General features: G+C 38.6%; 14 protein-coding genes. 7 read left to right on the top strand and 7 right to left on the bottom strand.

Going from position 1 to position 11,649, the window contains the following annotated elements; genetic code table 11:
* From LVD16_RS04465 to LVD16_RS04455, 3 genes are all read left to right on the top strand, one after another.
* The gene (locus LVD16_RS04465; protein ID WP_233772406.1) at window positions 1-330 is read left to right on the top strand and encodes an SdpI family protein; all 330 of its coding nucleotides are present in this window, start codon (window positions 1-3) and stop codon (window positions 328-330) included.
* Between the two features lie 706 nt (window positions 331-1,036).
* Window positions 1,037-2,260 carry a 4-hydroxy-3-methylbut-2-enyl diphosphate reductase gene (locus LVD16_RS04460; protein ID WP_233774566.1) on the top strand — a complete coding sequence of 408 codons (1,224 nt, stop codon included), beginning with the start codon at window positions 1,037-1,039 and terminating at the stop codon, window positions 2,258-2,260.
* 60 nt (window positions 2,261-2,320) lie between these two features.
* Window positions 2,321-3,079: a phosphatase PAP2 family protein gene (locus LVD16_RS04455; protein WP_233772389.1), complete on the top strand. Its 759-nt coding sequence runs from the start codon at window positions 2,321-2,323 to the stop codon at window positions 3,077-3,079.
* Between the two features lie 3 nt (window positions 3,080-3,082).
* Here the strand turns inward: LVD16_RS04455 and LVD16_RS04450 are convergent, their stop codons facing one another.
* From LVD16_RS04450 to LVD16_RS04435, 4 genes are all read right to left on the bottom strand, one after another.
* Window positions 3,083-4,042: a calcium/sodium antiporter gene (locus LVD16_RS04450; RefSeq protein WP_233772387.1), complete on the bottom strand. Its 960-nt coding sequence runs from the start codon at window positions 4,040-4,042 to the stop codon at window positions 3,083-3,085.
* A gap of 150 nt (window positions 4,043-4,192) precedes the next feature.
* The gene (gene creD, locus LVD16_RS04445) at window positions 4,193-5,542 is read right to left on the bottom strand and encodes a cell envelope integrity protein CreD (RefSeq protein ID WP_233772386.1); all 1,350 of its coding nucleotides are present in this window, start codon (window positions 5,540-5,542) and stop codon (window positions 4,193-4,195) included.
* 52 nt (window positions 5,543-5,594) lie between these two features.
* Window positions 5,595-5,897: a winged helix-turn-helix domain-containing protein gene (locus LVD16_RS04440; protein ID WP_233772385.1), complete on the bottom strand. Its 303-nt coding sequence runs from the start codon at window positions 5,895-5,897 to the stop codon at window positions 5,595-5,597.
* The gene (locus tag LVD16_RS04435) at window positions 5,894-6,526 is read right to left on the bottom strand and encodes a hypothetical protein (RefSeq protein ID WP_233772384.1); all 633 of its coding nucleotides are present in this window, start codon (window positions 6,524-6,526) and stop codon (window positions 5,894-5,896) included. The genes LVD16_RS04440 and LVD16_RS04435 overlap by 4 nt, the downstream gene beginning before the upstream one ends.
* Window positions 6,527-6,649: 123 nt before the next feature.
* Between LVD16_RS04435 and LVD16_RS04430 the strand changes: the two genes are divergently transcribed.
* On the top strand, window positions 6,650-7,990 hold the full coding sequence (locus LVD16_RS04430; protein ID WP_233772383.1) for a cation:proton antiporter domain-containing protein: 1,341 nt from the start codon (window positions 6,650-6,652) through the stop codon (window positions 7,988-7,990).
* A 146-nt stretch (window positions 7,991-8,136) separates the two neighbouring features.
* On the opposite strand, the gene LVD16_RS04425 is transcribed toward LVD16_RS04430, so the two are convergent.
* On the bottom strand, window positions 8,137-8,538 hold the full coding sequence (locus tag LVD16_RS04425; RefSeq protein ID WP_233772381.1) for a hypothetical protein: 402 nt from the start codon (window positions 8,536-8,538) through the stop codon (window positions 8,137-8,139).
* A gap of 203 nt (window positions 8,539-8,741) precedes the next feature.
* Window positions 8,742-9,704: a YpdA family putative bacillithiol disulfide reductase gene (locus LVD16_RS04420; protein ID WP_233772380.1), complete on the bottom strand. Its 963-nt coding sequence runs from the start codon at window positions 9,702-9,704 to the stop codon at window positions 8,742-8,744.
* 135 nt (window positions 9,705-9,839) lie between these two features.
* On the opposite strand from LVD16_RS04420, the gene LVD16_RS04415 reads away from it, so the two are divergent.
* Genes LVD16_RS04415 through LVD16_RS04405 form a run of 3 tightly spaced genes read left to right on the top strand, consistent with a single transcriptional unit; the run spans window position 9,840 to window position 11,131 of the window.
* Window positions 9,840-10,295 carry a GNAT family N-acetyltransferase gene (locus tag LVD16_RS04415; protein ID WP_233772379.1) on the top strand — a complete coding sequence of 152 codons (456 nt, stop codon included), beginning with the start codon at window positions 9,840-9,842 and terminating at the stop codon, window positions 10,293-10,295.
* A 1-nt stretch (window position 10,296) separates the two neighbouring features.
* Window positions 10,297-10,869 carry a DNA-3-methyladenine glycosylase I gene (locus tag LVD16_RS04410; RefSeq protein ID WP_233772378.1) on the top strand — a complete coding sequence of 191 codons (573 nt, stop codon included), beginning with the start codon at window positions 10,297-10,299 and terminating at the stop codon, window positions 10,867-10,869.
* Between the two features lie 22 nt (window positions 10,870-10,891).
* Window positions 10,892-11,131: a Kazal-type serine protease inhibitor family protein gene (locus LVD16_RS04405; protein ID WP_233772377.1), complete on the top strand. Its 240-nt coding sequence runs from the start codon at window positions 10,892-10,894 to the stop codon at window positions 11,129-11,131.
* On the opposite strand, the gene LVD16_RS04400 is transcribed toward LVD16_RS04405, so the two are convergent.
* Window positions 11,123-11,575: a hypothetical protein gene (locus LVD16_RS04400; protein WP_233772376.1), complete on the bottom strand. Its 453-nt coding sequence runs from the start codon at window positions 11,573-11,575 to the stop codon at window positions 11,123-11,125. The genes LVD16_RS04405 and LVD16_RS04400 overlap by 9 nt on opposite strands.
* Window positions 11,576-11,649: the final 74 nt, after the last annotated feature.

Genomic DNA, 11,649 nt, shown 5'->3' with positions numbered 1-11,649 from the left:
ATGAGCACCAGTCTGATCAGTTATTTGCTAACCGGCCCTTTGATGCTACTGATTTCTATTCTTTTCTATGCGTTCCCTCCAAAGGCGATCAACCATGTATATGGCTACCGAACAAAACGCTCGATGAAAAACCAGCAGACCTGGGATGAAGCAAACCGATATGCCAACAAGCTTATGCTATGGTTTTTTATAGCGATAACGGTGATTGAGGGCCTCATTTTCTTATTTGTGAGCTACCAAACCGGATTGACAATAGCTTCTGCAATGATAGTTTTAGCTCTCATTTTGGTAGTAATGCTAACAGAACGCCACCTTAAAAAGAGTTTTTAAGATAAATTGTGGATAACTCTGTGATTATCTTGTATTTAATGTGAATAAATATGTGTTTTTATGGTACTTCTCAGGGGAAAACTTGTGGGAAAGTAGAAGTCCATTTTTTTTGCATGCAAAGATATTATTACGACCTTAGATTTACCAAGCGAGAGATAATCTCAACTGCCACAAAAGAGTAGCAGGTTAGTAATGTGAAATTGTTAAGTAGTTTTTATATGGGTTAAGGCGCAAGTTGATAACCTGAAAGGACTAAAGTCGCAAAGTAAAAAAGCTTAATAGAACAGTCTGAAGTCATATTGCTAGTCAAGATGATAACGGATTCTTAGCAGATAGTTGAAGGAGTTATTTATGTAAAAGTAAGTAACTTGAAATGATGCAAATCACAGAAAATTACTGATAAGAGTATAGCGTAAGCGGTATTGTTTGAGATTTTATACAAAAGCTAGATTCAGAATTTGTCTTGCGATAAAACCGCTGATGAAGTTGGGAGAACAGTAACTTGGCACAATGCTTTTAAGGAAGTAGCTGTGAAATGGGAATTCTTGTAAAAAAGAGTTCCCATTTTTGTTTTAGGGAGGGTGCGTTCCGACTCGGTTGTCTATCCCAATTGCTCATCCTCCACATTCAAACACCAATCCGCTCATTTCATTCTACTATTTCTGCACTATTCCTTACTTTTGTAGTTCATCTAAATAGCACTGCCATCAAGAAATTTGATATACCAGAATATTACAAGTCATCCATAACGGGTAAGATAAAAGAGGCTCGTAGAATTATGGATCCGCGTAAAAAGGACTTTACACCTACGGAGTTAGATTTTGGGCCCGTGAAGTTTTATATAGCTCGTCACTTTGGGTTTTGCTATGGTGTAGAAAATGCCATTGAAAAAAGCTATAAGGCACTGGAGGAAAATCCTGACAAGAAGGTATATCTACTTAGCCAAATGATTCATAATCAGGAGGTAAATAAAGATTTACAGTCCAAAGGAATTGAGTTCATTATGGATACTGATGGCACACAATTTATTCCATGGGATCAGCTGAATCCAGAAGATGTGGTGATCATCCCTGCTTTTGGTACCACCCTGGAAATAGAGAAAAAGCTTGAGGATATTGGCATAGAAATACAGCAGTATAATACCACATGCCCTTTTGTGGAAAAGGTATGGAAAAGGTCTTCCAAGCTTGGAGATGAGCAGCACACCATCATTATTCATGGTAAGCATAACCATGAAGAAACCCGCGCTACTTTTTCTCATAGTGCAGAAAAGGCGCCTGCAGTAATTGTAAAAAACCTGAGCGAAGCGGAGCAGTTAGGTGAGGTGATAAAGGGTAACATTAGTAAAGAAGAATTTTATCAGCTCTTTGAAGGCAAATATTCAGAGGGCTTTGATCCAGAAATACATTTTAACCGTGTAGGCGTGGTGAATCAAACCACTATGCTGGCTACGGAAACTCAGGAGATAGCAGATTACATAAAAAATGTGATGGTAGAACTTTATGGAGACGACCATAAAGACCATTTTGCCGACACACGTGATACACTTTGCTATGCCACCAATGACAATCAGGATGCTACTTACGGTCTACTAGAGCAAGATGCTGATCTGGCCCTAATTGTAGGAGGGTACAATAGCTCTAACACCTCTCATATTGTGGAGCTTTGTGAAAGAAAATTTCCTTCTTACTTCATTAACTCTGCTTCTGAGATTAAGTCTGAAAAGGAAATCAGGCACTTTAACTACAGTAAAAAGGAATTACTGACCACTGAAAACTGGCTACCTAATCAAGAGCCTGTAAAAGTTATTCTTACTAGTGGTGCGTCATGCCCTGATACACTTGTAGATGAAGTAATGCTGAAGGTTTTATCTTTCTTTGAGAATACCCTTTCTATTGAGGAGCTCATGAACGAATTCAATATTAAATAACCTTCACCTCTTTGTTGCTGTTAAAAAAAGACCATCCTTTTGAAAAATTAGAATGAGTCAATGATTACAGCGTACAGGAGACTAAAAATAGAGCTAAGCCGACACAAAAGTGAATATGTGATTTTCCTTATTTCACTGATCATTCCTACGATAATATGCATATTATCTTTGAATGCATTTTTGGAAATAACGGAAAAGATGAGAGCAGATGAGCTCTTAAACTTTGATAACCACATCACTGATTTCGTTTATCAATATCGCTCTGAGGGCTTTACCAAGGTAGTCACCTTTATTACAGACCTGGGGGATGTAACGGCCTATCTTATCATTATACCCATAATAGCTGCATTATTATATTTTAGAGGGCATCGTTGGAAGGTAGCTTTGCAGGCAACGTTGGTTTTATCTACCTCATTCTTATTAAATATTGGAATCAAGGAGATATTAGCAAGACCCAGGCCGATAGAGGACATGAGGTTGGTGGCTATTCATACCCATTCTTATAGCTTTCCTAGCGGCCATAGTATGAGCGCCATGGCATTTTACGGTTTTTTGGTGTACCTCACTTACAAGTACATGAAAAATCGGTGGGCCAAAATTGGTCTTATTGTACTAGAAATTTCATTAATCATTATGATAGGCCTTTCTCGGGTATACCTTGGAGTACATTACCCTAGTGATGTGCTTGCTGGATTTTTGGGTGGTTTCATCTGGATCATCGTCTGCATCGTGATCTTTAAGTTCATTAACTTTTATAGAAAAAGGCGAAATGAGAAGGTACAGCCCGGCGGCATGACACCAGAAACAGAGGAAGAGTAAACTTTAGCCTCTTTCTACCAGGAAAGTAATGTACCAGGCATAAGCAATTAGGAAAAATAAACCCTCCCAGCGAGAAATAATGGGTTTCTTACCTATCACTACGGCTAAAATTAAAGCCGTACTGGAAGCTATGATCATAAAAATATCAGCATTGCTGATTACATCATAAGGTATGGGCTTTATAATAGAGCTAATTCCTAATATCCATAGCAGATTAAAGATGTTAGACCCTACTACATTACCAACGGCTATGTCTGTATTCTTCTTAAAAGCAGCAACCGCAGATGTCACTAATTCAGGCAGTGAAGTTCCTATGGCAATTACTGTAAGTCCAATAAAACCTTCACTCATATTCATAGCTCTGGCCATTTGTACGGCTCCATCTACCACCCATTGTCCACCAAAAAACAGCCCAACCATACCTATCAAAATCAATAGGACGGATTTTGCCATGGGCATTTCCTTAAACTCATCGGAATCAAACTCTGACTTTTTCTGCTTGGAAACAATGTAGACATAGCCCATAAACAGGATGAAGAAGAAAATAAGAATGAACCCATCATACTGACTAATAAGAAAGTCATTGGTTTTTCCAAAAAGTGACGCATTCGCCAAAAAGCCTACTAAAAGTGTAGCTGTAAGCGAAAAAGGCACCTCTATGAAATAGGTGTTTTTGGTTATTGGAAGTGGATTAATCAAAGCCGCCACTCCCAATATCAGGAGTATGTTAGCTATGTTGCTCCCCAGAATGTTTCCTACACCAATCTCTGGGTTATTATTATAACTGGCTATAATATTTACAAGAAGTTCGGGTAGCGAAGTACCAAAGGAAACAATGGTAAGACCAAGAATAAGACTGGATATATTGAATTTTCTCCCAATAGAAGACGCACCCTCAACCAGGAGGTCAGCCCCTTTAATTAAGAATATAAATCCAATTACGAATAAAATATAAACCCACATATAAACAATCCGTCATTAAACCCAACCATGCTGAAAATAGCATAATGTATTTGACAAAAATGCTCTTTTTTTGGACAATAGCTAAGATTAATGGGAAAAAGAATGGAAAAATTGCCCCAAATTATATACTTGGGGCAATATTTTCAAAGTTTACGCCTCTACAGGCCTTCGATTGATATTGTACCAATCTATATTTCGAGAGAAATACATTAGCACAGCCAGAGCCGCAAACAAGCCAACACTTCCTACCAACAGGGCAAAATCCTGCAGTTGTAGGATGATATATATAAAGAAGTAAATAACACAAAGCAGCACCGAGGTGATGACGGTAATTTTCCAATCTTTCATTACTGCCGAAACATACATGGTAATAAGGGCAACTGTAGCTACACTGGAAATAAGATAGGCCACATCAAAACCCTGGTGCTCTGAAAAAGAGAGTAGCAGACTATAGAAAAGTATCAAAGCTAAGCCAACCAAAATGTATTGAAAAGGATGAAATTTCTTTTTATTGAGCACCTCCACTAAAAAGAAGATCACGAAAGTAAAGGCTACGATAAGTAAAGCATATTTAGCAGACCGCATGTTTTTCTGATAATCATCTACCGGTAAAATCAGGTCTACACCAAAGCTTGATCCTGACACAGCGTGTGTATTATTCAACCACTGTTGAGGGAAGTTTCTGTTGAGAGAAAATACTTTCCATTCTGCTGTGAAACCATCATCAGTCACATCTCTTTCGCTCGGCAGGAAATTTCCATTGAAACTGGGGTGAGGCCAGGTAGAAGCCAATTTCACCTGAGAGCTTTTGCCTAGTGGAACAAAATTCAAAGATTTATGGCCGTTTAAATCCAGATTGAAGTCAAATTTATGCCCATCAGCCTGAAGAGAATCTACCAAAGGAATGTGGCAGGTTACACCCGAGCTGGTAATGTCATGATTGGTAACACCAGCTTCCACGGCTTCTGGGCTTCCATCCCAATTTACCTTTATCTCCTCTCTTACACCAGACATATCCGGAATGCCAATAGTCAAATAAGCATCTGACCAAAGAATATCCTCAGGCCTAATGTCCCACTTAGAAAAATCAGGCTTATTAAAAGCTCCAGACACCTGTATTTTAGCATTGTAAAGTATGATCTCATAAATACTTCTCTCCAACATGTTGGGCTCTACCTCACCATTCACAATCAACTTTTCTGGCAAGAAATGGGCGTGGTGTATCGCATATTTCATCACATTATCAGATTTATAGTAAGACTTATAAGGGATGGACAATACAGGGCCTATTAAGCTCTGCTCACCTCCCCATTTAGAGCTTACCTCCTCAATGACATGAGTCTGATTGAATTGCCTCTCACTGATCAAAGATTTGATGCTGGATGTAGGTATGAGCAGCAGTAATCCAATAATGGTAATGGTGAATACCTTCAGCATAACAGAATTCTTAATTCCGTTATTAAGCTTCTCAAGCGGTGTTTTCTCTATTTGTTGTTCCATATTTATTGTTTTAGAAAGTACTTTGCATTTCAAAGTATAGGTATAAAAAAAATTATCTAGATTGTTCCTTAATTAATTTTTCAAGCGCATCTAAGTGCTCTTCAAAAGCCTTTTTTCCCGCCTTAGTCATTACATAGGATGTGTTCGGCTTTCTTCCTACAAAGGTTTTTTTTACCTCTATAAACTTCACTTTCTCCAAGGATTTCAGATGGCTAGCCAAGTTACCATCCGTTACACCCAGCAGGTCCCTTAGCGTATTGAAATCTACGGACTCATTCACCGCCAAAGCAGACATTACGCCCAGCCTTATGCGGTTTTCAAAAGCCTTATGTAAATTATTTAAATAACTTCTCACTTTTCGTACTTGAAATACAACACTGTGCCATAAATGATATGAAGAACACCAAAGCCCAGTGTCCAAAATAACAATCCAAACCCAATAAAATAACAACTGATCAAGCCCAGAACGATTTCAAAGATACCTAAATATCGAATATCTGTATAAGTATACTTACTGCCATTTACCAAAGCCAATCCATAAAAGATGAGCGTAGCAGGAGCTATAAGTCCAATAGCACCTTTTGAAAACATGATGAGTACAAAAATACCGCCCGTGAATAAAGGGATGGCCAGGTTAATGAGCATTCGCTTAGCAGTGGCATCCCACATTTTTTGCTGGTGAGCCTTAGCCCTGCGGTATGAGAAAAAGAGGCCTGTTAATAATGCCAAAACTAAGGTAGCAGTAGCCAAACCAACCAGCTTTATCACATTATCTGACAACTCACCATAAGATATAGACTTATAAATGATTTCATCAGAAAAGTAGAATATCTTATATGCCAGGTAAGCGGCCACTATGGCGTAAATACCAGCGAGAACTCCAGAGAGGCCACTAAGTGCCATAAACCTTGAAGATTTCTCCATCATGTTTCGGATCTCAAATAAATCCTGACTATAATTCTTGTTCGAATCTGTATTGCTCATTACGGGATAATCGGCTAATTACACAAGTAAAAAAGTACTTTGAAATTCAAAGTTAATAATTAATTTTCTATTTTCAACCTTACAGCTTATTCCTTGTTAAGGAAATATTGATTTTATTCGCGGATGGAAATTTTTAACTCATATACGGCCATTATCACAATCTCCATAGTGGTGATAATGTCTTACTTTTTCAATATCATATCACAAAAAACCAGTATACCGAGCGTTTTACTGCTCATTCTGTCTGGTATTCTAATAAAATTAGGGCTTAATTATTTTGAGATCCCTACGGGCGATGTGCTCTTCCATATCCTTGAAATACTGGGTATCGTAGGGTTAATCATGATCGTGCTGGAGGCCTCACTTGATTTGGAATTAACTTGGGAAAAGTGGCCGTTGATCTGGAAATCATTTGTGGTAGCCTTCCTTACTTTAATGATTTGCTCCTTTATTATAGCCTACTTTTTACAGCTCATACTAGATCTATCTTTCTTAACTGGTCTGCTTTATGCTATTCCATTATCCATTATGAGTAGTGCCATCGTTATTCCTTCTGTTGGGGAATTAACTGATGAAAAGAAAGAGTTTATGGTGTATGAAAGTACCTTTTCCGACATTCTGGGAATTATGTACTTCTATTTCCTTACCGGCAATCTTAATAATGACAATGTCAATTCAGTAATCTGGGATGTATTCTCTAACATATTCATTACCATAGTTTTATCTGTAGTAATCAGCTATGCGCTAGTTTTCATTTTTCAAAAAGTACAAACTCAGGTAAAGCTATTCTTACTTATAGCTGTACTTTTATTATTATATTCTATTGGAAAGATCTTCCACCTTTCGTCTTTATTGATCATCCTGATTTTTGGCTTGGTGCTCAATAATTATAAGATATTCTTTAGAGGGAAGCTCAAAAAGTTATTGCATGTACCTTCGCTCGGCAGTATTCTTAAGAACTTTCATCTGGTCACAATTGAATCAGCCTTTGTGGTGCGGACATTCTTCTTTGTGATCTTCGGTATAACCATTGACTTAAATTCATTATTAGACCTCCAGGTATTATTGATAAGCGCTGGAATTGTGGTGGTAATTCTCGGTGTTAGGGCCATTCTTTTACGTTCATTCAAAGGCCGCAATATAAGTCCGGAAGCACTCATAGGCCCAAGAGGACTCATTACCATTTTGCTCTTCTTTGATATTCCTCTGGCTTTGCAAAGTGATAATTTCAGCTCTGGAATATTGTTGTACACCATACTCATTACCAGCGTAATAATGGCGATAGCACTTATTGCCAGCGGCAAGCACATAGAGCCCGTAGAAGCTGTGAAAATGGCCTATTGGCAAGAAGTAGATAAAGAGATAGAAAGCATTCCCCAGCAGGAGAAAAACAAGTCTGTAGAGGAAAGGCAAGAAGAAGAGAAAGAAACCGACGAATCAACTAATAACGGAACCAATGTTTAATAAACCTTTTATAAGAATCATTGCAGTAATTCTGGTCATACTCATGCTGGTATGGCTTTTTGCCTGGACTTTTGATTATTATTAAAATAAATAAACCCTGCCGTTTCTGACAAGGTTTAAAGTGGACGATATATAAGGAATAATCTTTATAGGCTTTTCTTTGCCTTGTCTATTTTCTTTTGAATATCATCAGTATCGGCGTAGAAATCTTTTTCTTTTATCAACTTCATGCTTTCTACATATGAATTGATTGCTTTTTCATAAAGTTTGTTGCTTAGATAATAATCACCGGCAACTTCTTTTCCGAAAGCACTCTTTTTAATTTGTAAGGAGGTATCTAACCACTGCTTAGCTTCTTTCAGATTTACCCCTTTCTTAATACACATCTGTGCAGACTCGGCTAAAGTGTGCCAATCATCAGGAGCAGCGTTGCTTACGGCGGTGCGGGCCTTCTCTGTAGTTTTATCAGGGTTGGCAGCCATGGTAAAAGTAGAGGCCATAAATACAGCTATAAATGCAAACAGGGAAGTTTTAACTAGATTTTTCATAAGACGTTTAATTTGAGTTTTTGAATTAAGAATTTGTTGTTGTTGCTAAACCCTAATACTAGCATCATGCCAAGAAAATAAATGACTGATTATCAATTACTTAACAATAGCATGCGTTTTCAAAAACCCATTTGGGTGATATGTGATTGAACACCTTCTGTTCACATCCGTCCAGATAACCTTTTGCGCCTTAGACTCGTAGTTTACTTCAATTTGGCTGATAAATCGGCAATTATCACATCGGCATGAACCCGGCTATTTTCTATAAACCATTTGTTGGTTTTAAGCCCACCACAAACTACGCCCGCCAGGTATAGATTTTCGACGTTAGTTTCCTGCGTTTGGTCATTAAAAACCGGAGTGTGCATAGGATCGTCCTGAAAAGCAATTCCCAATGAATCCATAAGAGAGAAGTTTGGCTTATAACCAGTCATGGCCAGCACAAAGTCATTTTCTAAGGTTACTACTCCTTCCGGCGTTTCAATATCCACCTCATGCTCCCTTATAGCTTTAATCTCTGAATGAAAATATGAGCTGATAGATTCTTCCTTAATACGATTCTCAATATCTGGCTTCACCCAGTATTTTACAGTATCTCTGATGCCGTCTTCACGGATAACCATAGTTACTTCTGCACCCTTTCTGTAAGTTTCAAGTGCGACATCTACTGCACTATTGGCGGCTCCTACAACCACTATTTTTTGACCAAAATATGGATGAGGCTCATCATAATAATGCTTTACCTTAGGCAAATCTTCACCGGGAACATTCATCATATAAGGAATATCATAAAAGCCAGTAGCCAAAATAATAGCCCTAGACTGATAGGTACCTTTGGAAGTTTTAATGGTGAATAAATCCCCTTCTTTAACTGATGAGTTTACTTCTTCATATAACTTTAGCTTCAAATCCCAGCTTAGCGCCACCCTTCTATAATATTCCAGGGCTTCGAATCTATTCGGCTTATTAGCATGAGAAATAAAAGGTACACCACCTATCTCCAACCTTTCTGAGGTAGAGAAAAAGCTCATGTTCAAAGGATAATTATAAATGGAATTCACCAGGCAGCCCTTATCTATGATCACATATTCCAGCCCCGCCTTTTTTGCTTCTATTCCACAGGCTAAACCGATGGGCCCAGCACCTATAATTATAACATCGTACATATTTTGTAACTATTTAATATTTCCCCGGTATTCTTATTAACAATATTAGTTGAAAAGGTTTATAAAACTCAAGGTAAAAGGAAAAAGCGGCTCACGGGCCGCTTTTCTTTTTTTACTCTTTGTATCTTTAGCCCTATGATTAAAATTACTACGGCTGATAAATCTCATATAGATACAATTGTAAACTTTCAGGCAAAAATGGCCTGGCAAACTGAAGAGCTGGAGCTGGACACCGTAACGGTGACCAAAGGTGTAACCGCTGTTTTTGAAGACCCCGCCAAAGGAACCTACTATGTTGCCAAAGATGGAGACAGAGTGATAGCCTGCCTTCTAACCACCCCAGAATGGAGCGAGTGGAGAAATGGCACCGTACTATGGATTCAATCTGTTTTTGTAGAAGAAGACTACCGAAAGCAAGGTATATTCAGGCAAATGTATAGTTACCTGAAGGAGATGGTTATGGCCGAAGAAAACCTTATGGGTCTGCGTCTCTATGTGGAGAAAACCAACCTTAGAGCTCAAAAGGTGTATGAATCCATCGGTATGAATGGTGATCATTATCAGTTCTTTGAATGGATGAAACACTTCTGATATGAGTGAGATTCACCGGTGCGGATGGGCCGAGGGCCAGTTTGATGATTATGTCAAATATCATGATGAAGAATGGGGTGTACCTGTGCATGATGATCAGGTGCATTTTGAATTTCTTATTCTGGAAGGTGCTCAGGCCGGACTAAGCTGGGCCACTGTGCTGAAGAAAAGAGAAGGCTACCGAGAGGCTTTTGCTCACTTTGACCCAGTAAAAGTAGCCGCCTTTGATGAGACCAAAATCCAGGAATTATTGCTCAACCCGGGTATTATCAGAAACCAGCTCAAAGTAAGGGCCGCCGTGAATAATGCCCAACGGTTTCTTGAAGTACAGAAAGAATTTGGCTCGTTCGACAAATACATCTGGCAATTTGTTGACAATAAGCCCATTATAAATTCATGGGTGAATCACAAAGATGCTCCTGCCACCACAAAAGAATCTGACGATCTGAGCAAAGATTTAAAGAAAAGGGGTTTCAAATTTGTTGGAAGCACTGTAATTTACGCACACATGCAGGCTTGTGGCCTGGTGAACGACCATACGGTTAACTGTTTTCGTTATAATACGTTAACCTAATACACCTAAACCAATAATACCTATGATTAAAAAGTTTACTTTTTCTGTTCTCTTTACAGTGGCCATACTAGCAGGATGCAAAGTTCAGGAACAAGAGGATTGTATTAACCAAGAAAAAATAAACCCTGAGGCCATGTGTACCAAAGAGTATATGCCTGTTTGTGGCTGCAATGGCCAAACTTATGGCAACAAATGTGAAGCTAAAGCTGCAGGTCTAAACTCCTGGACAGAAGGAGCTTGCCCTGAAAAACCATCAAAGTGATAGAATAATATTTTTCTTTTTGAAGGTGATGAACCAAACACCATGAAGTGATTCACCTTCCATAGATGGCGCAGAATACAGAAGATCATCGTCTTGTTTTTGAACATTATCGTTCAGGCTATTGCCATTAGACACGGCAAACTCATAGGCATCCCATAGTTCTTTGCTAGTACCGGAAAGTGAGGAAGCATTATCTTCAGTGATCCACTGCAGAGTGCATTTGCACATAGAGGCAGCCTGTTCTTCAGAAACGAAGTCTTCAGTAACGGCTTGTATCAGTGAGCGGCCTTCTTCCAGAGCCTTTTCAAATATTTCTTCTTCAGAAACCTTTTTTATAGCACGTTCATCCATTTCGGTGTGCAGGGCTTTTCTCTCTTTATCAGACAAGTTGCCTCCACAGCTGGCCAACACTACGAGAAAGGAAATAAGAAATATTCTGCTCATATCTGCTTCGTTTGTGAATATTCATCAAAGCTACGACATAATCGTGCTGTTTTATTAATTTTGTTGTAAGAATA

The organism is Fulvivirga ligni (assembly GCF_021389935.1).
Classification (GTDB): Bacteria; Bacteroidota; Bacteroidia; order Cytophagales; family Cyclobacteriaceae; genus Fulvivirga; species Fulvivirga ligni.
The sequence above is the reverse complement of the archived record's forward strand: the minus strand, read 5'-3'. Positions and strand labels throughout refer to the sequence as shown.